General features: G+C 39.8%; 17 protein-coding genes and 1 tRNA gene. 14 read left to right on the forward strand and 4 right to left on the reverse strand.

Annotated elements, in window-relative coordinates; all coding sequences use genetic code 11:
- Position 1: 1 nt before the first annotated feature.
- From P0077_RS08950 to P0077_RS08990, 9 genes are all read left to right on the forward strand, one after another.
- Positions 2–1,336 carry a sugar MFS transporter gene (locus P0077_RS08950; RefSeq protein WP_276168795.1) on the forward strand — a complete coding sequence of 445 codons (1,335 nt, stop codon included), beginning with the start codon at positions 2–4 and terminating at the stop codon, positions 1,334–1,336.
- Between the two features lie 21 nt (positions 1,337–1,357).
- Entirely contained in the window at positions 1,358–3,286 is a 1,929-nt protein-coding gene (gene nagB, locus P0077_RS08955; protein WP_276168796.1) for a glucosamine-6-phosphate deaminase, read from the forward strand.
- A 13-nt stretch (positions 3,287–3,299) separates the two neighbouring features.
- The gene (gene glmM, locus P0077_RS08960; RefSeq protein WP_276168799.1) at positions 3,300–4,685 is read left to right on the forward strand and encodes a phosphoglucosamine mutase; all 1,386 of its coding nucleotides are present in this window, start codon (positions 3,300–3,302) and stop codon (positions 4,683–4,685) included.
- A gap of 11 nt (positions 4,686–4,696) precedes the next feature.
- Positions 4,697–5,770, forward strand: coding sequence for a hypothetical protein (locus P0077_RS08965; protein ID WP_276168801.1), 1,074 nt, complete (start codon positions 4,697–4,699; stop codon positions 5,768–5,770).
- A gap of 33 nt (positions 5,771–5,803) precedes the next feature.
- On the forward strand, positions 5,804–7,750 hold the full coding sequence (locus P0077_RS08970; RefSeq protein WP_276168802.1) for an FAD-dependent oxidoreductase: 1,947 nt from the start codon (positions 5,804–5,806) through the stop codon (positions 7,748–7,750).
- Positions 7,751–7,800: 50 nt separating this feature from the next.
- Entirely contained in the window at positions 7,801–9,216 is a 1,416-nt protein-coding gene (locus P0077_RS08975) for a Gfo/Idh/MocA family protein (protein WP_276168804.1), read from the forward strand.
- A gap of 332 nt (positions 9,217–9,548) precedes the next feature.
- The gene (locus P0077_RS08980) at positions 9,549–12,698 is read left to right on the forward strand and encodes a SusC/RagA family TonB-linked outer membrane protein (protein ID WP_276168806.1); all 3,150 of its coding nucleotides are present in this window, start codon (positions 9,549–9,551) and stop codon (positions 12,696–12,698) included.
- Positions 12,699–12,709: 11 nt separating this feature from the next.
- Positions 12,710–14,470 carry a RagB/SusD family nutrient uptake outer membrane protein gene (locus P0077_RS08985; protein WP_276168808.1) on the forward strand — a complete coding sequence of 587 codons (1,761 nt, stop codon included), beginning with the start codon at positions 12,710–12,712 and terminating at the stop codon, positions 14,468–14,470.
- 37 nt (positions 14,471–14,507) lie between these two features.
- A complete protein-coding gene (locus P0077_RS08990) occupies positions 14,508–16,208 on the forward strand; it encodes a beta-N-acetylhexosaminidase (RefSeq protein WP_276168809.1) in 1,701 nt (566 codons plus the stop codon).
- Between the two features lie 64 nt (positions 16,209–16,272).
- Here the strand turns inward: P0077_RS08990 and P0077_RS08995 are convergent.
- Together P0077_RS08995 and P0077_RS09000 are read right to left on the reverse strand one after the other, a co-directional pair.
- Positions 16,273–16,346: transfer RNA gene (locus P0077_RS08995), tRNA-Ala, on the reverse strand.
- A gap of 74 nt (positions 16,347–16,420) precedes the next feature.
- Entirely contained in the window at positions 16,421–17,215 is a 795-nt protein-coding gene (locus P0077_RS09000; RefSeq protein WP_276168811.1) for a universal stress protein, read from the reverse strand.
- Positions 17,216–17,266: 51 nt separating this feature from the next.
- Between P0077_RS09000 and P0077_RS09005 the strand changes: the two genes are divergently transcribed.
- Genes P0077_RS09005 through P0077_RS09015 form a run of 3 tightly spaced genes read left to right on the forward strand, consistent with a single transcriptional unit; the run spans position 17,267 to position 19,919 of the window.
- Positions 17,267–17,767 carry a GNAT family N-acetyltransferase gene (locus P0077_RS09005; protein WP_276168813.1) on the forward strand — a complete coding sequence of 167 codons (501 nt, stop codon included), beginning with the start codon at positions 17,267–17,269 and terminating at the stop codon, positions 17,765–17,767.
- A gap of 10 nt (positions 17,768–17,777) precedes the next feature.
- On the forward strand, positions 17,778–19,112 hold the full coding sequence (locus P0077_RS09010) for an MATE family efflux transporter (protein WP_276168815.1): 1,335 nt from the start codon (positions 17,778–17,780) through the stop codon (positions 19,110–19,112).
- Positions 19,113–19,151: 39 nt separating this feature from the next.
- Entirely contained in the window at positions 19,152–19,919 is a 768-nt protein-coding gene (locus P0077_RS09015; RefSeq protein WP_276168817.1) for an enoyl-CoA hydratase/isomerase family protein, read from the forward strand.
- A 178-nt stretch (positions 19,920–20,097) separates the two neighbouring features.
- Here P0077_RS09015 and P0077_RS09020 read toward each other — a convergent pair whose 3' ends face one another.
- On the reverse strand, positions 20,098–20,739 hold the full coding sequence (locus P0077_RS09020; protein WP_276168820.1) for a 2OG-Fe(II) oxygenase: 642 nt from the start codon (positions 20,737–20,739) through the stop codon (positions 20,098–20,100).
- 87 nt (positions 20,740–20,826) lie between these two features.
- Here P0077_RS09020 and P0077_RS09025 point away from each other — a divergent pair, with 87 nt between their 5' ends.
- Together P0077_RS09025 and P0077_RS09030 are read left to right on the forward strand one after the other, a co-directional pair.
- Entirely contained in the window at positions 20,827–21,276 is a 450-nt protein-coding gene (locus P0077_RS09025; RefSeq protein WP_276168821.1) for a 6-pyruvoyl trahydropterin synthase family protein, read from the forward strand.
- A gap of 42 nt (positions 21,277–21,318) precedes the next feature.
- Complete coding sequence (locus P0077_RS09030; protein ID WP_276168823.1) at positions 21,319–22,095, forward strand: UDP-2,3-diacylglucosamine diphosphatase; 777 nt, start codon at positions 21,319–21,321, stop codon at positions 22,093–22,095.
- On the opposite strand, the gene P0077_RS09035 is transcribed toward P0077_RS09030, so the two are convergent.
- Positions 22,082–23,344, reverse strand: coding sequence for an MFS transporter (locus tag P0077_RS09035; protein ID WP_276168825.1), 1,263 nt, complete (start codon positions 23,342–23,344; stop codon positions 22,082–22,084). The two genes, P0077_RS09030 and P0077_RS09035, sit on opposite strands and share 14 nt — an antisense overlap.
- Positions 23,345–23,410: the final 66 nt, after the last annotated feature.

The raw sequence follows: 23,410 nt of genomic DNA on the forward strand, positions 1-23,410 counted from the left end.
TATGAATACAACCTCTTCGCCCACAAAAAAATCAGATTCTAAAAAAATCTCCATCGCTATTATTGCGGGTATGTTCTTTATTTTGGGTTTTGTTACATGGGTGAACGGAGCGCTTATTCCTTTCATGAAGGCTATTAACGAGTTAAGTGATCAACAATCCTATCTTGTGGCATCTGCTTCGTACATATCTTTTGTGGTCATGGCACTTCCGGCGTCATATATACTTAAGAGAATAGGGTACTGTAAAGGTATGTCGCTTGGTCTTTTGATCATGGGCTTGGGAGCTCTGGTTTTTATACCTGCAGCAGGAGCACGTACCTATAGCTATTTCTTGATAGGAATCTTCATACAAGGCGCAGGAATGACATTGCTGCAAACCGCGGTAAATCCGTATATAACCATATTGGGGCCGATTGAAAGTGCAGCTAAACGTATTGCAATAATGGGTATTTCCAATAAAGTTGCCGGTGCTCTTGGGTCACTGATTTTCGGAGCACTTTTACTATCGGGTATCGAAGCGACAGAGCAAAGATTGAGTGTCGTTAGCGATGAAGAAAAAAACCAGCTGTTGGATCAAATGGCAGATAGTGTGGTTTTGCCCTATATTATTATGGCAATATGCCTGTTTATAGGTGCATTTTTAATACGGAAAGCTCCTCTTCCTGAGCTTCAAGTTGAAAGTACGCAAGAAGAAACAACAACAGTAACAAAAAGTTCAATATTTCAATATCCTCATTTATTCTTGGGAGTCATTACTCTGTTCGTCTACATAGGAATAGAGGTAATAGCCGGAGATAGTATTATAGCGTATGGCTTGGCTATGGGTTTTCCTGCAAGCCAGGCAAAATATTTTGCTTCGTTTACCCTGTTGACAATGGTGGCGTGTTATGGTTTGGGAATTTTCTTGGTGCCCAAATATGTTAAGCAACGAGACGCATTGGTTGGCAGTGGGGTTTTAGGTATTGTCCTGAGCATTTGTATCATCTCTACCCAGGGATTAACTTCTATATTGTTTGTAGCTGCTCTTGGAATGGCAAATGCAATGGTGTGGCCAGCAATTTGGCCGCTTGCTTTGAGTGATTTGGGCAAGCACACCAAGACCGGGGCGGCCCTGTTGGTCATGGGTATTTCAGGTGGGGCTATCATTCCGCCTCTCTATGGGAAAATTGTGGATGTGAACAAGGCGGAATTAATAAATCAAGGAGTATCAGCTTCGGAAGCAGTTGGAAGTGCGGCAACATCGGGCTATATAATTTTGATTCCCTGTTACTTCATCATTTTGTTTTTTGCTATTTGGGGTTATAAGTTTAAAAGTTGGTCGAGAAAAAAATATTAATTAAAAAGGATATATAATATAATGTTGACAAGTGTAATTGATAACGCAACAGAGCTTGAAAAACGGTTCGAGAAAATTAATACCCATGTATTTAACAATTCGTTGGATGCATCAAAGGAAGTAGCTGCAGCGGTCGCTTCTTTAATTAGGGAAAAACAGGCACAACAGAAAATGTGTGTTTTAGGTTTGGCAACGGGCTCTTCTCCAAAAAGCCTGTATGCAGAGCTTGTACGATTGCACAAAGAAGAGAACTTGAGCTTCAAGAATGTGATTTCCTTCAATCTTGACGAGTACTACCCTATGAAGGCCGAATCTATACATAGTTATGTTCGTTTTATGAATGAACAATTGTTCGACCATGTAGATATTAATGCAGAAAATGTCCACATTCCCGATGGAACTCTTTCAAAACAAGAGATTGCGGAATATTGTAATTCCTACGAATCAAAAATAGAAGAATTGGGAGGCATTGACCTTCAGATTTTAGGTATAGGAGGTAATGGACACATCGGTTTTAATGAGTCCGGTTCATTACAAAACTCTAAAACACGTTTAGTTGCTTTAGACCATAGTACACGTATTGCTGCGAGTAAGGATTTTAAAGGCCTGAAAAATACGCCACGTACCGCTATCACTCTTGGGGTCAGCAAAATTATGGAGGCCAAGCGTGTCATTCTATTGGCATGGGGCGAAGCTAAATCGGCAATCGTTAGAAAGGCAGTAGAAGAAGAATTTACCAATCAGGTACCGGCTTCCTTCTTACAAGAACACAACGCTGTTGATTTTGTGGTGGATAAAGAAGCTGCATCTCAACTTACCCGCTTAAAAAAGCCATGGTTGGTAGAGGAAGTAGAATGGACCAACAAGTTAATCAGCAAAGCTGTTTTGGGGTTGGCGTTAGAATTGAAAAAACCCATTCTAATGCTTACCGATGCGGATTATATAGAGAACGGAATGAGCGACTTATTGGCAGAAAAAGGTCCGGCTTATGACATCAATATTCGTATTTTCAACAAACTTCAAAATACAATTACGGGTTGGCCGGGAGGTAAACCCAATGCAGATGACAGCAAACGACCTGAGCGTTCTGAGCCAGCTAAAAAGCGCGTCTTGATATTTAGCCCACATCCGGATGACGATATTATTAGTATGGGAGGTACTTTCAAGCGATTGCGAGAACAGGGCCATGAGGTACACGTCGCATATCAGACGTCCGGTAATATTGCCGTTGCTGACGATGAAGCTATTCGGTTTGCAAAATTTATAACTGATTTCAACGAGGCTTTTAATATATCTAGTGATGGTGCAAAGGAAATTTATGACAAGAGCAGGCAGTTTATAAAAAACAAGGAAGTTGGTGGGATAGACATTCCTGAACTAAGAAAAATTAAAGGTATTATAAGAAGAGGAGAGGCTCGGGCTACGAGTCATTTTGTAGGCTTGCCAGATGCTCAGATTCACTTTATGAACCTTCCGTTCTATGAGACCGGGGCTATTGAAAAGAATCCATTAGGTGAAGATGATATTGCTTTGACCATAGATTTAATAGAAAAAATAAAACCACATCAAATTTATGCCGCTGGAGACCTTGCTGATCCACATGGCACCCATAAGGTGTGTCTTGATGCTGTTTTTGCGGCGCTAAAATCAATAAAGCATAAAGACTTTATGCAAGATTGTTGGTTGTGGTTGTATAGAGGTGCTTGGCAAGAATGGGGTATTGATGAAATTGATATGGCAGTGCCTATGAGCCCTGATCAGGTCATCGAAAAGCGATTGGGTATTTTTAAACATCAATCACAAAAAGATGGGGTTGTTTTTCAAGGATCTGATAGCCGTGAATTCTGGCAAAGGGCAGAAGACCGAAATAGAGAAACCGCCACTCTGTACGATCAGCTGGGGTTGGCACATTATGCGGCAATGGAGGCATTTGTACGTTGGGAATATTAAAATTTAATATCATATGACATTAATAAAATCTATATCGGGAATAAGGGGTACGATCGGAGGAATTCCTGGAGACAACCTAACACCTATAGATACAGTGAAATTCGCTGCCGCTTATGGTACGTGGTTAAAAAAACAATCGAACGGTGAAGTTGTCCAAGTTGTGATAGGCCGAGATGCCCGAGTATCCGGTTCTTTGATCAGCGGTCTAGTTGCTGATACACTTATGGCTCTAGGTATTGATATAGTCGATTTAGGGTTGTCCACTACCCCAACCGTTGAAGTAATGGTAGTGACCCAAAAGGCGCAAGGAGGCATTGTGGTAACGGCAAGCCATAATCCTGGACATTGGAATGCTTTAAAATTATTGGATTATAAAGGTGAGTTTCTAAACGCGGAACAAGGTGAAGCAATTATTGAGCTTGCGCGCAACGATGATTTTAGTTTTGTTGAGGTTGATGACCTAGGAAAAACCACTTCCAAGCACAACGCCATAGAAGAGCATGTAGAACAGGTATTAGCTCTTGATGTAGTTGCGATAGAAGCTATTAAGCGGAAAAAATATAAGGTGGTTTTAGATGCGGTAAACTCTACCGGGGGTATAGCCATACCCGCTTTGTTAGAAAAGCTAGGTGTTGAATGTGTAGAATTATATTGTGATCCATCAGGAAATTTTCCTCATAACCCTGAACCGCTAGAAGAACATTTAACAGAAATATCTTCTTTGGTAGCCAAAGAAAAGGCGGATTTTGGTATCGTGGTAGATCCAGATGTAGATCGCTTGGCATTGGTAAATCAAGACGGCACCATGTTTGGTGAAGAGTATACTTTAGTGGCTTGCGCAGATTATGTTTTGGGAAAAAAATCAGGAAATACTGTTTCTAATTTATCTTCTACAAGAGCATTAAAAGATATTGCCTTAAAGCATGGTGGACAGCATTTTTCAAGCGCTGTAGGAGAGGTTAATGTGGTAAAGAAAATGAAGTCGGTGAATGCTGTTATTGGCGGTGAAGGTAATGGTGGAGTGATTTATCCTGAAGCGCACTACGGTCGGGACGCGCTGGTAGGGGTTGCGCTATTCTTATCCTTATTGGCAGAGTCCAATATGTCATGTAAAGAATTGCGGGCATCATATCCTTCTTATTTTATAGCGAAAGAAAAAATAGAGCTTCCGCCGGATTCAGATATTGATGCTGTTTTTGTTCAGATTCAAAAGGTATACGCAAATGAAAAGCTCGATTTGATCGATGGAACAAAAATAAATTTCAAAAATGGAGAATGGGTGCACATGCGCAAATCGAATACCGAACCCATTATCCGAATTTATGCCGAAAGTACATCAATTAAAAAAGCATCAGATTTGGCGCAATTAATGATTGAAACTATAATAGACTTAATTTAAAATTTTTCATCTTGAGAATAGCGCGGGATACATTCAGACGTTTGGCAATAATGGGTATATTTCTACTGATTGTTGTACAATTTTTGGCGTATACTGTACCGGAGAATTTTCAAGAAAAAAGGGGTGAGCCTGTTTTTACGGCCTATATAAAAGATTCTATACCTGTAACCGTAGATTTGATTTATGATACAGATTCTTTGCCAGATAAATATTACGCTTATATTGAAAGTCCGGTTTGTGAAGATGGTGTTTGTTATGATTTGAAGTTTCACCTCTATTGGGATTTGCTCGGTAATTTTATAGAGTACAAGGAGGTAGCTTCAGACCCTTTTACAAAGTTTGAACATGATTTGTTTACAGCTGAGGATCATATAAAGTTGCAGAAAATATTGGCCGATAAAACATCGCCGCTCGCTAATTATGCTCCCGTAGATTTAATAGACAAAAATAAATCGGTCTACTCGTCTGTAATAGATGGTATGGCAGGTGCAACCTTTCCTGCGTTAAAGGACGAAGTTGTTCAAGGGGCGGTTTACAGTACACATACATTATGGAATATTGTAAACGGTACAATTGCGAGTAAAATTGAAAATTATACTGCTACCGTACAGAACGAAGAACTGTTTGTAAAGATGATTCGTTCAAATAGGCATGCGCTACAAATGTATGGTATGCGACACATAACCCCAGATGTTGAAGAATACCCGGATCTGTTGGTTTCCCTTGTTAAAAATGGTCAAGAATATGTGCCCTTTTTTGCCATAGCAAAATTGACGCCCCATATGTGGGCAGATGCCCAAATTCAAAGCCAGTTGATCGATCTGCTCGACTCACAAAATTTTGAGATGCAAAACGAAATTTTAAACGGGTTAAGCTCAACAAAACTTGTTTCCGGCAATGTTACGAAACTCTTAGATAAACTGTCGGCTTTGAAAGAAAGTCAATATAAGAAGTTGAGCTCAATCATAAGTGGCAGTACATCAGCTTTAACAAAGGAAGATATAACATATCTCAAGAAAATTTCTGAAAGCGATATGGAGTTTGCCCCTTATGCAAGAAAACTAGTTGAGGGTGCTAAAAATTAAAAAGAGGATAATAACGGTTTAAAAACAGATACGATGAATAAAAGGAGAGGGTTTTTAAAAAAATTAGGTGTAAGTTCCGGAGCAATGGCCCTGGGCGGCCCTATTACTACACTTTTTGCCAACAGCAACACAGGCTTCCCGCTTGATGGTGAGGAAGAGATCAAAACGTTAGAATTTCTAACGAAGACAAAAGCCTACGAGAAGGTGCAGTATAATGTTGATGTATGCATAGTGGGCGGTGGTATGTCCGGTATTTGTGCGGCAATAGCTGCTGCCCGTAACGGCAGCAAAGTTCTTTTAATGCAAGACCGTTCACGATTAGGTGGTAACGCCAGTAGTGAGATTCGTATGCACATATCAGGCGCAAGCCAGCTGAAACAGGTTTGGCGCGAGACTGGAATATTAGAGGAATTGGTGCTTACCGAAGCCGTAACAAATCCGCAACGTTCATATGAAATGTGGGATTTTGTACTCTATGACAAGATTGTCTCAGAACCGAATATTACCCTTTTATTGGACACCTCTTTCTATGATGTAGAAGTATCTAATGGAAAAATTAAAAAGGTATGGGGATTGTGTTCCCCTACCGAAGAAATTTCGGAGATAACAGCCACCTATTTTTCCGATTGTACGGGTGATGGTTCCTTAGCGGCCAAGGCAGGGGCGAATTATATGCGTGGGCGCGAAGCGAAATCTACCTTTAATGAATCTTTGGCAGTAGATGTGGCCGATCAAAAAACTATGGGAAACAGCCTCTTGTTCATGGCGCAGCCGCATGAGAAAGCAATGCCATATACACCGCCGGTATGGGCTAGAAAATATACCACAAAAGACTTTGTTCATCGTAATATTGGGTCTTATGAGTATGGATATTGGTGGTTAGAACTTGGTGGTTCTATTGATATTGTAAGGGATGGACAACAGAACCGGCATGATTTATTGGCTACACTCTTTGGTGTTTGGGATTATATCAAAAACTCTGGCAACCACCCCGAATCTGAAAATTGGGCATTGTCTTGGGTAGGCATGATTCCTGGAAAACGGGAGAGTCGTCGTATTGAAGGTCCTTATATAATGAAGCAACAAGATGTACAAGCGGCAACCCTCTTTGAAGATAGAGTAGCTTATGGAGGATGGCCTCTAGATGACCATCCACCTGGGGGTATGGACACTACCGGAGATGTGCCGTATGTTTCTATTCCTTTAAAAGAACCGTATTCTATTCCGTTCCGCTCTTTGTATAGTAATAGTATTTCTAATTTGCTTTTTGCGGGACGAAATATAAGCGTTTCACATGTAGCGCTTTCATCTACGCGTGTTATGGCTACCTGTGCTCTTTTGGGGCAGGCCATAGGTACTGCAATGGCGTATTGTTTAAATAAGAAAATAACCCCACAAAATTTGACTGCAAGTACTGATGAGATAAAGCGTCTGCAGCAACTTCTTTTAAAACAAGACCAAGGTATTTTAGGGGTTAAAAATGAAGATGAGGATGATTTGGCCAGAGCTGCAAAGGTGAAAAGCTCATCGCAAACAAAAAATGGTAAGGACACGAACATTCTAGATGGTATAAACCGTGATATTGCCGATGGGAAGGTACACCAGTGGCAAGCTTCAATGAAAGAAGGCGAGCAATGGATTTCCTTAAATTGGAAAAAACCGGTAACCGTCAATACCGTGCAACTCACTTTTGACACTGGTTTAGACAGATTTTTACGCATGTCTCCTCAAGATTGGGTCTATAACGATCAAGTACGCGGCCCACAACCCGAAACGATTGCGGATTACAGCATTGAAATAGAAACTGCAAGCGGTAACAAGAAAGTGGTAGCGGAAGTCAATGATAATTACTTGAGATTGGCCAAGCATACTTTTGGGCAGGAAACGATCAAGTCAATGCGTATTCGTGTAAGTAGAACTAACGGAGATGATTTGGCTAGACTATTTGAGGTGCGGTGCTATCTTGAAGAAATGGCATAGCGTTTATCTAGGGTCAATATTTTATTAATAATTTAAAATCTTTTTATTTCATGGAAAATAAAAGAAGAAAATTCATGAAGATGTCCTCTGTAGGCGCTTTGGGTTTAGTTGGGGGCAACGTATTTTCGGCACCGTCCATTGAGAGTATATCATCTAATTCAAAATTGTTCGGTACGTCAGAGGCCTCTTTTAATATGTCGGGTTATAGCGCCCCAAAACTTAATGAGGTACGTATTGGTTTTATAGGTTTGGGAATGCGCGGCCCAGGAGCGGTTAAACGCATGAGTCTTATTGAAGGAGTTTCGATTAAAGCTTTATGCGACCTTAGAGAAGAAAGTGTTATGAAATCTAAGGAGCTACTTAAGGGAACCGATCATGACCCCGATTTATATTATGGTAGCGCTTATGCCTGGAAAGAAATGGTGGATCGTGACGATATAGATTTAATATATATTGCTACGCCTTGGGATTGGCATACTCCTATGGCCGTTTATGCAATGGAATCCGATAAGCATGTGGCAGTTGAAGTGCCAGCTGCAAAAACGATAGATGAAGCCTGGGAATTGGTGGAGACTTCTGAGCGTACCAAGAAGCATTGTATGATGCTGGAAAATTGCTGTTATGACTTTTTTGAATTGCTTACTCTAAATATGGCCCGTCAAAATTACTTTGGCGAAATAATTCATGGTGAAGGGGCTTATATTCACAATCTTTTAGACCTTAACTTTGATAAAAATGAGGGCTATGAGAGCATGTGGAGACTGGAGGAGAATGCCGCTCGTAACGGGAATTTATACCCTACCCATGGTTTGGGCCCGATATGTCAGATAATGAACATCAACAGAGGTGATCGAATGGATTATCTGAACTCTTTGTCATCTGCAGATTTTGATATGCAGAACAGAGCGAAACAATATGCTAAGGATGATGCGTTTTTTTCAGAGTACGCGAACAGAACTTTTAGAGGCAATATGAATACTACGCTTATAAAAACTAGTTTGGGAAGAAGTATTATGGTACAGCATGACGTTAGTTCACCTAGACCGTATTCACGTATTCACATGATAAGTGGTACGAAAGCTTTTGCCCAAAAGTGGCCTACACCTGGAAAAATTGCAGTAAACGATGAATGGCTGAAGGATGCTGAAATGAAAAGTGTTGAAAAGAAGTACACACCAGAGCTTATAAAGAAAGTTGGTAAACTTGCCAAGAAAATTGGTGGACATGGTGGAATGGACTTTATTATGGATTGGCGCTTGATCGATTGCCTGCGAAACGGACTTCCACTTGATCAAGATGTATACGATGCAGCGTTGTGGAGTGCAATAGGACCCTTAAGCGAACAGTCTATAGCGAATAGATCTAACGCCATTGATGTACCCGATTTTACAAGAGGGAACTGGAAATCGAATGAACCGGTAGATATCGGTTTAAAGGGAGCAGGAAATACTTCTGTGAATATGTAATCCTAAAAAAGAAGAAAGTACCCAATGTTTAGGGATGAACACGTACTTGAAGACCCCCTATTTGCTGTAGTAAAATTTGGAAATTGGTAAGAGTAGATAGGTAATAGTATCAGTATTGAGATATATTTATGATTTTATGATAAATTTTAAATTATTAGTGTGTTCGAACACATTATTCAATAATTTTTGTATTTTAGTAAAAGATTAAGAAAGTATGGGCCATTTTTCAGAGCCTATTATAACCTCGGAAAGGACAACTTCTAAAATTGTGCTTTCCATTTGTTACTCGATTATTCGTCAAGCTCACTAATTCAAATTATAATCACAATTTTATGAATCAACAATCAAAGTTTAGTTCGCTATGCCCTGGTGGTATAGGTAAAGTAGAGGGGGGTAAATGGCTCAGTTTCATTTTAATCTTCTTAGTTTTTAATTATCAGTCTTTTGCCTTTTCTGAAAAACTTGAGCTTTCACCGAGCCAAGATTTCTCTATCTCTGGAAGTGTGCTCGATAACACTGGGCTGCCTTTGCCAGGAGCCTCTGTTGTAGAAAAAGGAACCGACAATGGAACCCAGACCGATTTTGACGGAAATTTTGTCCTTGACCTTTCTTCCGGTGATGCCATATTAGTAGTGACATACATGGGTTTCTCAACAAAAGAAATAGCGGTAGACAATCAGGAACAAGTTAAGATTGTCCTTGAAGAAAATGTTTCAGCTTTAGATGAAATTGTTGTTGTAGGCTACGGAACCCAATCCAAAAAAGATATTACCGGATCAATTAGTGTAGTTGATGGTGATGATGTAACCTCAAGAAATGTAACCAATGTATCTAACGCGTTGCAAGGTGCGGTAGCTGGGGTTAGCGTAACTCGTAGTAGTGGTGCTCCTGGAGCAGGGAACACAATCAACATACGTGGTATAACCACCTTACAAGGCGATAGTTCTCCTTTAATATTGGTAGATGATGTTCCCGTAGATGATATTAACGACGTAAATCCTGATCAGATTGAAAGTATTTCGGTTCTTAAAGATGGTGCCTCGTCTTCCCTCTACGGATCCAGAGCAGCGGCAGGAGTTATTATAATTACCACTAAACGAGGAAAAGAAGGTGTCTATAGGGTGTCTTATAGTGGAGAAGTTATAGTTAATACCCCTACCGAGACCAGAGAAAATGTAAGTGTCTCTCGTTATCTTCAAATGGATAATGAGAAAGCATGGAACGATAATGGAAATACAGGAGTAGAAGACCCAACTTGGTCAAATGATTATATTTCTAATTACGATGCAAACCACTTGGCAAACCCTGATCAATATCCAGATACGGATTGGCAAGATCTTATTTTAAAAAATGCATCGTTCGGTTACCGTCATAATATAAGTATTAGCGGAGGTTCTGAACGTATTAAATCTAACCTTACCATGGGTTACGAATACCAAGATGCCATATACGACAATAGTGATTGGGATAGGTACACTGCACGTATAAATAATGATATTAAAATTTCTGATAAAATAGGAGCCAATATTGATTTCGCCTTAAAATTGACAACGAACAACAACCCTGTTGTAGATCCTACTGACTTGGCCTTAAATTCAGGTCCTAATTATCCTGCGGTATGGGAAGATGGACGTCTTGCCGGTGGAAAATCTGGGGAAAACGCTTATGCGGTATTGCAAAGCGGAGGATTTCAGACCAGTGAGTCCTATTTGTTTTATGGTAAAGTAGGGGCTTATTATAAACCTGTTGAAGGCTTAAAGCTATCAGTAAATGTAGCTCCTAATTTTAACTTCAATAAATACAAGTTTTTCAATAAAGCAATTCCATATTGGGATTATGATGACCCTAATCAAACAGGCGTTCCTAATTATATTTCGGGCCATAATGATAGTCAGAACTACCTCTTGGAAAATAGAACTAATGACAAAACATTAACCACACAGGCGCTCGTAAATTATGACAAGGAGTTTGGAAACCATTCCGTAAGCGGGGTTCTTGGTTATGAAGAATTTTCTGCGGATTATGAAACCCTAAGTGTGCGAGGAAATGAATTCGTAAGCGCTGAATACCCTTACTTAAGTCAAGCACCTATAGATGGAGTGTTCGATAATGGATCAACGATATCTGAGAACGCATACACCTCTTATTTTGGTAGATTGGCTTATGACTATAAAGACACCTACTATTTACAGGCCAATGTACGTAGAGATGGGTCGTCTCGTTTTGGTAAAGATCATAGATGGGGATCGTTCCCATCTATTTCAGCAGGCTGGGTCTTGTCCAACGAAAAGTTTATGAATTCGTTGAGCGAAACCATTTCATTCTTAAAATTTAGAGCTTCCTACGGTTCTTTAGGAAACGATCGCTTAGGTAACTACTTATACCTTTCCGTACTTCAATTTAGCAATGCATTAATTGCAAATGGTAATGATGTGGAAGCCGTTCGTTCTGCCGCCCAAAGATACTTGGCGGTAGAGGATGTTACTTGGGAAACTACAATTTCAAAAAACGTAGGTATTGACCTTTCCATGTTCAACAGTTCTTTGTCCTTAACGGCGGACTATTATATAAAGGATACGGAAGATATGTTACTTAGTTTAAGTATACCTTCTTTAATAGGTTATGAAGATCCTACCGTAAATGTCGGGAGTATGAAGACCGAAGGATGGGAAATGGCCCTATCGTATAAAAATAGTATTGGTGATTTCAATTATTCCGTCTCTGCCAACATATTTGATTCAAAGTCAACCGTAGGCGATATTAACGATAAACGACTTATTTCCGGTAATGTCATTTCGGAAGAAGGTGAAGAGTTTAGGTCTTGGTATGGATACGTATCGGACGGTATATACCAGTCTCAAGAAGAAATAGACAATTCTGCTGTTACCAGTGCTTCAGTAATGCCAGGTGATGTGCGCTATAAAGATATTAGTGGCCCAGATGGTGTTCCAGATGGTGTTATCAATGAGCTTGATAAGCAACATTTAGGAGGGTCATTACCTAGATATCAATATGGAGGAACCATAAACCTTAAGTACAAGAATTTTGATTTTGGGGTTACCGTTCAAGGTGTAGGCAAGCAAAAGTTCTATCTAGATCAAAGTTACATTCGTCCTTTCTTGTATAACTGGCAAGCTGTCAATAGCATCTATGACAACAACTACTACAGTAATTACAATACACCTGCGCAAAATATGAGTGCTGAGTATCCACGTTTATCCGAAAGTTCATCTAGCAATAATTACCGATTCTCTGACTTTTGGCTTAAAGATGGATCTTACACAAGAATAAAGAATATCACCTTGGGTTATACCTTGCCTTCTGACTTTATGCAGAGTTCACCGTTTACAAGTTTAAGGGTGTATGCCTCCGGTAACGACCTATTCTCTTTTGACAGTTTGCCGGATGGAATTGATCCTGAGCAACAGAGTGGATACTTGATTACTAAATCATTCATTTTAGGTCTAAAAGCTAACTTCTAAAAAATATAAAGATGAAAGAATATATTCATAAAATAGGCTATACATTATTTCTTGTTGTAGGTTTTCTCTTCAACTCTTGTACTGAACTCGATTTGGTTCAAGAAGATGCGGCGAGCTCTGCAACTTGGTATCAAACCAAAGACCAGTTTAGACAATCTTTAAATGAAGGTTACCGAGAAGTGTTCTGGCCCTTGGATGAAGTTTATGAGGGTATGGACGATGATTGGCAACGTCGAGACGTTCTTAATGCCATAAAAGCTGGTAATATTTCTTCTGAATACCCCAAGTCAAATACAGATTGGTCAAATCTTTATAAGGCTATCGCCCGGGTTTTAGTTGTTGTAGGTCAGTTAGAGAACCAAACCGTTTTGAGCGCAGAAGAAGCCGAACAATATAGGGGTGAGGCCGATTTTTTGAGGGCTTCGTACTATTCTTATCTTATTACTCATTTTGGTGATGTGCCTTTCTATGAAGATGAGTTAAGTATAGATGAATCTTTTGAAATTGAACGTACTTCAAAAGAGACCATTAAACAGAAATTATATACCTATTATGACAATGCAGCAGCATCCCTTCCGTTGTCCTATAACGGGTTAGAATATGCAACAAAAGGGGCAGCTTATGCAATGAAAGCTCGTTTGGCATTATATATGGGGGATTATGAAATAGCTGCGGAAGCATCTAAAAACGTCATAGACTTAGGCTTGTATGAGCTGTACCCAAACTACGCTGAGCTTTTTGAACCGACCACGAAGAATTCGGTTGAAACTATTTTTCATATTGCTAGAAATACAGATCTGAACGTTATCAGAAACGATAATGTCCGAGACTTTTTACCTAGAAATCATGGTGGATATGCGGGACGAAACCCAACTTGGGAGCTTTTGGCATCTTATGAATGTGTAGACGGTATGCCAGTAGACGAATCGCCTCTTTTTGACCCTCAGAACCCATTTAAGAATAGGGATCCGCGTTTGTTGGCTACCATTGCCCCGTTTGGTTCTTTGGAAGATGGAGATGGTCTAGAGCCCAAGGACGGCTCCAATTTTATGGATATTGAGTACAATCCGCATCCGGAAAGTAAAGAGGTGTTTGATTTTGAAAACAATGTTGAAATTAAAAACCAAGACACTAGGTCTATTGGGGCATTTGCGGCATTCAATGGTCTTTTATTTAAAAAGGGTGTTACTAAAGATTGGAAAGATTACCGAACAGATCCAGATTTAATCGTAATAAGATATGCGGATGTGCTTCTTATGTATGCCGAAGCTAAAATTGAGTTGAACGAAATAGATCAATCTGTTTTAGATGCTATGAATGCCGTAAGAGACAGAGCTTATGCGAATTCTAATTTTGAAAATCCTGCAATATCAACTACGGACCAAACCGAATTGCGGTACAAGGTCCGTAATGAGCGAAGGGCAGAACTTGCGTTTGAGGGTCGTAGATATATGGATTTGATTAGATGGAGGTTGGCAGAGAAAGCGCTTACGGGTTTCACTTATGGTCTTTTAAATGTTACTGCAGATGCAGAAGTTAGTGTGGCGCCAACAGGCCCATTAATGGATGACTTGGTGAATGAAGGACTATGGTTTTGGGGTCAAACACCGGAAATAGGAGAAGACGGGCTTCCCGATTTCTCTAATTTATTGAATGCCGGGTATTGCCGTACGTTAAACGTTACAACATTTCCGGAGCGTCAATATCTTTTTCCTATTCCAGAAGAAGATAGGTTGTTGAATTCTAATCTTACCCAAAATCCTGGGTATTAATTTCTACCAAAACCAAATTTTCCAAATAAATGAAAATATGAAAAAAATTCTCCTGTTGAGCATTGTACTCTTAAGCTTTAGTTGTGCAGAAAATTATGATAGATATAAAGATGTTACTGCTAGCGAAAAGGCTTACGGTATTATTCCCAAACCCAATAATTTAACCAAGAATTCAGGTGTTTTTGCTCTGGACGAAAACGTTGTTATCAATAGTTCTGCGTCGCTTGAAAATGAGGCTAATTATTTAGCGGGAATATTAGGTGTTGTAGAAGGGCTTTCTGCCGATGATATATTGAATAATTCCGAAGGTCAACATCTTATTGAGCTAAAAATCTCCGATGAGGTAAGTGAAGAAGAAGGTTATGTACTTGAAGTAGGGTACGACAAAATAACTATCAAGGGAAAAACCTCGACCGGAATATTCTATGGTATTGAAACTTTAAGGCAATTAATTACCAAGCAAACGGTAGAAGGGGAAGAAATGTTTGTGGTACCTGCTACAAAAATCGAAGACGCACCTCGGTTTGCGTATAGAGGTATGATGCTGGATACGGGCCGTTATTTTTATGACGTTGCTTTCGTAAAGCAATTCATTGATTTAATAGCTTTACATAAAATGAATATATTTCATTGGCATCTAACGGAAGATCAAGGTTGGCGAATCGAGATTAAGAAATACCCTAAACTTACAGAGGTAGGCGCATGGCGAAACGGTACGGAAATAGGCCAAACTCCCGGAACGGAAAGTGATAACAAAAAGCACGGCGGATTCTATACTCAAGAACAAATAAAAGAGGTAATCGAATATGCCAAAAAGAAGCACATTACGATTATACCCGAGATAGATATGCCCGGTCATAATGGTGCGGCCATAGCCTCATATCCCTTTTTGAGTTGTTTCCCGGAAGAGAAAACCCCAATGAACGAGAACATAATTTCCGAAGCCACAAAGAAGCTTATGTCAAGTGGCACAAAAAAGGTTGTTCAAGAATCTTGGGGCGTTAAAACGGATGTACTATGCGCTGGAAAGGAGAGCACCTATGCATTCTATGAAGATGTTTTAAGTGAAGTAATAGACCTTTTTACTTCGGAATATATTCATATCGGCGGGGACGAGTGCAGAAAAGATAACTGGAAGCGTTGCCCTAATTGTCAACAGAAAATTGCCGAAAATGATTTAGAAGGTGAAAACGGTCTTCAAAGTTATTTTATTAATCATATGGAAAAGTTTGTCAACAGCAAAGGCAAGCGAATCATAGGTTGGGACGAGATTCTGGAAGGTGGTTTGGCACCTAATGCTACCGTTATGTCATGGCGCGGACTTACAGGTGGAATAGAGGCGGCAAAGCAAGGCCACCCCGTTATTATTTCACCTAGGGAGCCTTGCTATTTTGACTATTATCAAGATAAAGACTTTGCTAGCGAACCATTAGCTATTGGAGGCAGAGGACCCAACACGGTGAAAGATGTTTATACTTTTGATCCTTTACCAAAAGAACTTTCAAGCGATGAGCAAAAGCATATTTGGGGAGTTCAGGCCAATTTATGGACAGAATATATAGGTACACCTGACTATGCAGAATATATGTTGCTACCGCGAATGACTGCAATTTCTGAAGTTGCTTGGTCTTCACCAAATGCTGATAAAGACTACCATGAATTTCTTCAAAGGCTTGATGGTTTCAAAGATATATATGATGAAAAAGGATTGAATTATGCCAAACATGTGTTTGAATAGAAAATAGTTTTATTCCCAAAATGTAGTACATAAAAAACCACCAATAAAATTGGTGGTTTTTTTGTGGAGAATACCGGAGTCGAACCGGTGACCTCTTGCCTGCCAGGCAAGCGCTCTAGCCAGCTGAGCTAATCCCCCATTTTGGCTGCAGGCAAAGAAAATACATTTTGCCCTAGTAACAAAATACTTAAGCAAGTAAATGTTGTTATCCGCTAATCCTTTTTTACACTTAGTACAAGTACAGGTATGCGGGCAGAAAATTCAGATTTTAATATGGTGTTCTTTTCCCAAAGCTTCTTGAAAAAACCTCTTTTATGTCTAAAAACACACAGCAAATCTGGTTGTTGAGATTGAAAACGTTCTAAAACTCCCAAATAAGTGGTTGGAGCTTCGGTCATGGTTACTTGGGAGCTAATGTCCATTAACGCTGTGTTAATTCGTAAATCGGCATCAGTGTAACCGGGTGTTTTTACCATTAATAGATTCACGGTGGAGCGAAACTTGTTTTTAATCTGTATCAGCGGATTAAGGATGCGGTTTCTTTTTAGAATGCCCGATTTAAAAGCGGTCAAAATTACAGCTGGTGGTGCAAATACACTCCCTTTTGGTACAATTAGGGTAGGTATATCCGTTTGTTTTATAATTTTCCCTGAAGTATTGCCCAAATACACCTCTTCTGTAACGTCGTTACTTCTTGGGGCCATAATGATCAGGTCAACTCCCAACTCTCTATCAATATCTTTCAGTCCATCTACAATACCACCGTTGTAGGTAGCTATTTTTATTTCAATAGATTTTGTATCTACTTTTTCTATGACTTCCTTTACACGTTCTTTGCTACTCTCGGCTACTTTTTGTGGAACATTGGCCAAGGTAGCTCCTGCAGAAATATTGTAAACTTCCATAACATAGATTTCGGAAGAAAATTGAGAGGCAAAATCTACCGCATATTGTAAAGTTTGGTGTGCATCGGGAGATGTCCCAATAGGTACTAATATATGTTTCATATATCTTTGAATTTATCTTTTAAATTTACAATTAAATTAAACTAATCAAAAATGATCAGGCCGGCAAAATTAACTGATATCCCTCAAATACTCACGGTTACCAAGGCTTGTGCTACGGCAATGATACAGCAGGGTATTTACCAATGGAATGAAAATTACCCGTCAAAACAAGCATTTGAAACTGATATTGAACGAGGGGAGTTGTACATTTTGCAGGAAGATAATCAAATTATTGGCAGTATAGTACTCTCTACTTTAATGGATGAAGAATATGTGCCCATAAAATGGTTAACGCCCACAGGTAAGAACATTTATATACATCGGGTGGCGGTTCATCCGGATTATCAAGGTAAAGGCTACGCCCAAAAAATGATGGCTTTTGCAGAGAATTATGCCAGAGAAAACAGGTTTGAGTCTATTCGTTTGGATACCTTCAGCCAAAACAAACGCAACCAAAGGTTTTATGAAGCCAGAGGGTTTCAGCGTTTGGGAGATATTTTCTTTCCAAAACAGAGTGAATATCCCTTTCATTGTTATGAATTAGTGTTGTAATTTCGCCCTCTTGAAGGCGGAAATCAATTTTAAGTCCATTAATAAGTTAGCTATACCAGCAACGGTTGCGGGTATTGCGGAACCGCTATTGTCCATTACCGATACCGCTATTGTGGGTAATATTCCCGTAGACGGATTGGAATCGCTGGCTGCAGCGGGAATCGTCGGTTCTTTTCTATCAATGTTGATATGGATATTAGGTCAGACGCGCAGCGCTATATCAGCTATAATCTCACAATATTTGGGTGCAGGTCGCATAGAGGAAGTGAAAACCTTGCCAGCACAAGCTATATTCCTGAATATCGGGCTGAGTATTCTAGTTCTGCTGTCTACTATTTTTATAGTAGAAGATATTTTTAAACTTCTAAACGCCACGGGAAAGATTCTCCAGTATTGTGTTTCGTATTATTCTATTCGTGTGTGGGGCTTTCCGTTAACCCTTTTTGTATTTGCTGTAATGGGTATTTTTCGTGGTTTGCAGAATACGTATTACCCTATGTTGATTGCTATTGTTGGGGCCGTTCTTAATGTGGTGTTGGACTTTATTTTTGTGTACGGAATAGAAGGTGTTCTTGAGCCTATGTATTTAGAAGGTGCCGCATGGGCAAGCCTTTTGGCACAGGGTGTTATGGCTATTATTGCTTTTGTATTGTTGATTACAAAGACTAATATAAACCTACGCTTACAATTACCCGTTCATAATGAATTGGGTAGATTGGTCATTATGAGCCTGAATCTTTTTGTACGGGCATTGGCTCTAAATACTGCTTTGATCTTGGCGGTTCGCGAAGCTACTGAACTGGGGCCAAAATATATTGGAGCACACACCATAGCGGTCAATATCTGGTTGTTTTCCGCCTTTTTTATTGATGGATATGCCGCTGCGGGAAATATTATGGGCGGTAGGCTTCTGGGCGCTAAAGATTATGATGGCTTATGGTTACTTGCCAAGAAAATATTGAAGTACGGACTTCTAGTAAGTGTGGCATTGGTTGCCGCAGGATTTCTGTTCTATAAACCGATCGGACTTATTTTTTCAAAGGAAACGGTGGTGCTTCATGCTTTTTATGCCGTGTTTTTTATTGTGATTTTAGGGTTGCCCATGAATACCGTTGCTTTTATTTTTGATGGAATTTTTAAAGGGATGGGAGAAATGAAATACCTAAGAAATACCCTTTTGGCAGCTACCTTCTTGGGTTTTGTTCCTGTTCTTTTCTTTGGAATATATATGAATTGGGGTCTTTACGGAATTTGGATAGCTTTCACCGTTTGGATGGCCATTCGTGGCGGTGCCCTGGTCGTTAAGTTTATAAGAAAGTTTCGGCCGCTCTTGAAAAACCCCTAATTTTAAAAGTACATTTGCTCAACTTTTAAACTTGAATTTATGGGAACCAATCGTGAAAACGGAAGTCTTTATACTAAAATAGATAATAAAGTAGCCACAATTGAATTTGGCCATCCGGCAAGTAATTCTTTTGTTGCCGAACTGTTAGATCGCTTAACTGCCGAGTTCGATAAGCTTTCGGAAAATGATGCTATTTCTGTAATTGTCCTTAGGTCTGAAGGTGACCGAGCTTTTTGTGCTGGCGCATCTTTTGATGAGCTTATGGCAGTGTCTAATTTGGAAGAAGGCAAGGTGTTTTTTAGTGGTTTTGCCAATGTCATCAATGCCATGCGCAAATGTAAAAAAGTAATTGTTGGCCGTATTCAAGGTAAAACAGTAGGTGGAGGTGTGGGTCTTGCTGCTGCGTGTGATTATGCGTATGCGTCCGAAGCGGCATCCATACGTTTGTCCGAACTTACTATAGGCATTGCACCTTTGGTTATAGCCCCCGCTGTGGAACGAAAAATTGGTACTAGTGCTATTTCTGATTTGTCTTTGTCTCCAACCGAATGGAAAAACGCCTATTGGGCACAGGAAAAAGGACTTTTTTCCAAGGTTTTTGATGATATAAAGGAGTTGGACAAGGAACTCGATTTTCATGTACAGAAACTAGCCAGCTACAACCCTGAAGCGCTAGAAGAGTGGAAAAAAGTACTTTGGCAAGGAACGGACCATTGGAATGAGCTTTTGGTCGATCGTGCTGCTATAACAGGCAGATTGGTATTGTCTGAATTTACCCGAAATGCATTGTCCAAATTCAAAAAATAACAATAACCGTCTGTTGTAGACGTTCTACTTTTTTAAATCCTAGTTATGAATATTTTAAATTTCTTGAATGGTGATCTTGTTTTTCCCATTCTTGCCCTTTTTGTAGTGGTTATTTACTTCGTAAACCGCGTTCGCACCAAAAGAAAGTATAAAAGATAATTTTCAGGTCTATTCTAGATCAACGGGTTTTCAACCAACCGGTAATGCTCAACCGTTCGCGTTTTGCAGGCTTTACCTCATGCTCTAAATCGCGACTTTCAAAAATAACCGCTCTCCCTGGGAATGGATAAATAGTTTTTGGCTCTTCGCCATTTTTACCATTAAGGTAGAGTACTAGTTCACCACCATGTTCGGGTATCCAGTCGTCTTCATTCAAATAACAAACTATGGAAAGCTTCCGCCTATCGTCATTTTGAAAAGTGTCCAAATGTCTTTCGTAGAATTTCCCTTCCGGATAAACGGCGTAATGAAATTCTTTCCTAAGTATTCCTAAAAAGCAAGTGCGGTTCAAATAGGCCGCTAAATCATTGATTCGGTCAAAAAACAATTTTTGGATTGCGGTACTATTTGTTTCTTCCATCCAAAGGATAAAATCTCCACGTTTTCCCGATTGTATAACCTCGTTGGTACGGTTTCCAATAGCAGCTTTCTTGAAAAGGTCATCCTCGTATTTGTTCAGAAGGTCTGTACGCAGGGCGTTTACCGTACTTTCGGAAAGTAAATCGTCTACAATACTATAGCCATCTCTTAAGATGTCATCAATAACTTTTTCGTACGTATCATTTACGACAAAGTCCAGTTGTTCATATAATTCTGTCACCTCAAAAAAATTAAAAAAGCCGGCAAATGTAATCTAAAAACGAATTGGTTTTACAAATTGAATACCTTTGCAGAACAATTGTATTTCATGAGTAAAATTAGAATCACCAAACAGTTCAATTTTGAGACCGGTCACGCACTTTATGGCTATGACGGAAAGTGTAGAAATGTGCATGGACACAGCTATAAATTATCGGTAACGGTAATAGGTACGCCCATTACGGACACCACCCATGTAAAACTAGGGATGGTCATTGACTTTGGGGATCTGAAAAAAATTGTAAAAGAAGAAATTGTAGATCAGTTTGATCATGCTACGGTTTTTAATAAAAATACACCTCATGTAGAGTTGGCAAAAGAGCTAACGGATAGAGGGCACAATGTTATTTTAGCCGATTATCAGCCGACCAGTGAAAATATGGTCATCGACTTTTCAAAAAAGATTCGTGCTAGACTACCCGAAAATATAAGTCTACATTCATTAAGACTTCAAGAAACAGATACTTCGTTTGCCGAGTGGTACGCATCCGATAATTAGTAACTCCTTTCTAAAAAGGGTATTCGTTATATTTACGATCAGATGAAAACCATTACCGTTCCTCAGGGCAAAAAAGTCTATTTCTCCAGTGATAATCACCTTGGTGCGCCTACTATGGCCGATAGCCGACCACGTGAAAAGAAATTCGTTGCTTGGCTGGACACCATAAAGGAAGATGCTGCGGCTATTTTTTTAATGGGTGATCTGTTTGATTTTTGGATGGAATACAAAACGGTAGTTCCCAAAGGATTCACCCGTACTTTGGGGAAACTTGCGGAAATATCCGACTCAGGAATACCCATTTATTTTTTTGTGGGAAACCATGATTTATGGATGAACGGTTATTTTGAGGAGGAACTGAATATCCCCGTTTTTCATAAACCCCAGCAGTACAACATAAACGGAGTTACTTTTTTTGTAGGCCATGGCGATGGTCTTGGCCCTGATGATTTGGGTTTTAAACGTATGAAAAAGGTGTTTACCAATCCTTTTGCGAAATGGCTCTTCAGATGGTTGCATCCAGATATTGGAGTGCGTATGGCACAGCATTTATCCGTTAAGAACAAGTTGATTTCAGGAGATGATGATGCTAAATTCTTAGGGGAAGACAAAGAGTGGTTGGTTCAATACGCCAAGCGAAAATTAGAAACGCAGCATTATGACCATTTTATTTTCGGTCACCGTCACTTGCCTATGGAGGTAGAAGTGGGAGAGAATTCAAGATACACCAATCTCGGGGATTGGATTCATTATTACACCTATGCCGTTTTTGATGGGGAGAAGTTAAGCTTAGAAAAATACGAGCCTACTCATCATTAGCCTCGTGCTCATCAATATCTTTCTGCAAATCCAGTTTTCTGAACGTTGGGGAAACAATAGCTGTGGCGCCTACTGTGATTAAAGTCATTGCTCCTCCAAATACTACAGCGGTAACCGTACCCATAAGTTTTGCCGTCAAGCCACTTTCAAAAGCACCTAACTCATTGGATGAGCCTACAAACATTGAATTAACCGATGCTACTCGCCCACGCATGTTATCAGGAGTTTTAAGTTGTAAAATGGTCTGACGGATAATCATGGAAACGCCATCTACGGCACCGCTCACGAATAAGGCAATAACCGAAAGCCAGAAATAGGTTGAAAGACCAAAAACTATCATACAAATACCGAAACCAAAAACTGCGAACAGTAATTTCTTTCCAGCATTCTTATGTAACGGAAAACGCGTAGAACCTAACATGGTCAGTGCCGCGCCCACTGCTGGAGTTGCACGAAGAACGCCAAACCCTTGGGAACCCACATGTAAAATATCTTGTGCGAATATTGGCAGTAAGGCAACCGCTCCACCAAAAAGTACGGCGATCATATCCAACGTTAATGCGCCAAAAACAGCTTTGGTGTTAAAAACAAATCGGAGGCCTTCGCGTAGGCTTTCAAAAACAGGTTCCCCAATTTTAGGGTTAAGAATCGGTTTTCTTTTGATTTGAGACAGGGCCATCAGTGCCAATACCGAGAAACCAAAAATAAGGCACATGGACCAATGCACACCTATCCAACTTATTGAAAACCCTGCCAATGCCGGACCTAGAACTGCTGCCAATTGCCAAGTGGTACTACTCCAGGTAGCAGCGTTAGGATATATTTTTTTAGGAACGATTAAAGCGATTAAAGAAAAGATTGTTGGCCCAAGAAAAGAACGTACAATTCCGCCCAAGAAAACTAAAAAATAGATGGCGTATAAGATGGTCTTGGAGTCTACTTTTTCTTCCATGGAAGGCCAACTCAGCATAAACAATCCAAAGCTGATTACCGAGAAACCAAAAATGCATTTTATAAGAAGATTACGCTTTTCTTTCTGGTCTACAATATGCCCTGCAAATAGTGCCATGGAGACAGCGGGTATCACTTCCATTAGCCCTATTATCCCCAAAGAAAGCGGGTCTTTTGTCATTGAATATACTTGCCATTCTATGACTATGAACTGCATGGACCATGCAAAAACCATAGCAAAACGAACCAATAAAAAGATATTGAATTCTTTGAAACGTAAGGCAGCATAGGGATCCATAAACATGCTTCTTAAAGAGAAATAAGGGGCAAAGGTATTATTATAAACCGATGAACGGTATACCGA

Source organism: Zobellia alginiliquefaciens (assembly GCF_029323795.1).
In the GTDB taxonomy this organism is placed as follows: domain Bacteria; phylum Bacteroidota; class Bacteroidia; order Flavobacteriales; family Flavobacteriaceae; genus Zobellia; species Zobellia alginiliquefaciens.

Coding starts and splice junctions, on each gene's coding strand:
- P0077_RS08950 (WP_276168795.1), top strand. CDS start 2: ATGAATACAACCTCTTCGCCCACAAAAAAATCAGATTCTAAAAAAATC.
- nagB (WP_276168796.1), top strand. CDS start 1,358: ATGTTGACAAGTGTAATTGATAACGCAACAGAGCTTGAAAAACGGTTC.
- glmM (WP_276168799.1), top strand. CDS start 3,300: ATGACATTAATAAAATCTATATCGGGAATAAGGGGTACGATCGGAGGA.
- P0077_RS08970 (WP_276168802.1), top strand. CDS start 5,804: ATGAATAAAAGGAGAGGGTTTTTAAAAAAATTAGGTGTAAGTTCCGGA.
- P0077_RS08975 (WP_276168804.1), top strand. CDS start 7,801: ATGGAAAATAAAAGAAGAAAATTCATGAAGATGTCCTCTGTAGGCGCT.
- P0077_RS08980 (WP_276168806.1), top strand. CDS start 9,549: ATGAATCAACAATCAAAGTTTAGTTCGCTATGCCCTGGTGGTATAGGT.
- P0077_RS08985 (WP_276168808.1), top strand. CDS start 12,710: ATGAAAGAATATATTCATAAAATAGGCTATACATTATTTCTTGTTGTA.
- P0077_RS08990 (WP_276168809.1), top strand. CDS start 14,508: ATGAAAAAAATTCTCCTGTTGAGCATTGTACTCTTAAGCTTTAGTTGT.
- P0077_RS09000 (WP_276168811.1), bottom strand. CDS start 17,215: ATGAAACATATATTAGTACCTATTGGGACATCTCCCGATGCACACCAA.
- P0077_RS09005 (WP_276168813.1), top strand. CDS start 17,267: ATGATCAGGCCGGCAAAATTAACTGATATCCCTCAAATACTCACGGTT.
- P0077_RS09015 (WP_276168817.1), top strand. CDS start 19,152: ATGGGAACCAATCGTGAAAACGGAAGTCTTTATACTAAAATAGATAAT.
- P0077_RS09025 (WP_276168821.1), top strand. CDS start 20,827: ATGAGTAAAATTAGAATCACCAAACAGTTCAATTTTGAGACCGGTCAC.
- P0077_RS09030 (WP_276168823.1), top strand. CDS start 21,319: ATGAAAACCATTACCGTTCCTCAGGGCAAAAAAGTCTATTTCTCCAGT.
- P0077_RS09035 (WP_276168825.1), bottom strand. CDS start 23,344: ATGGATCCCTATGCTGCCTTACGTTTCAAAGAATTCAATATCTTTTTA.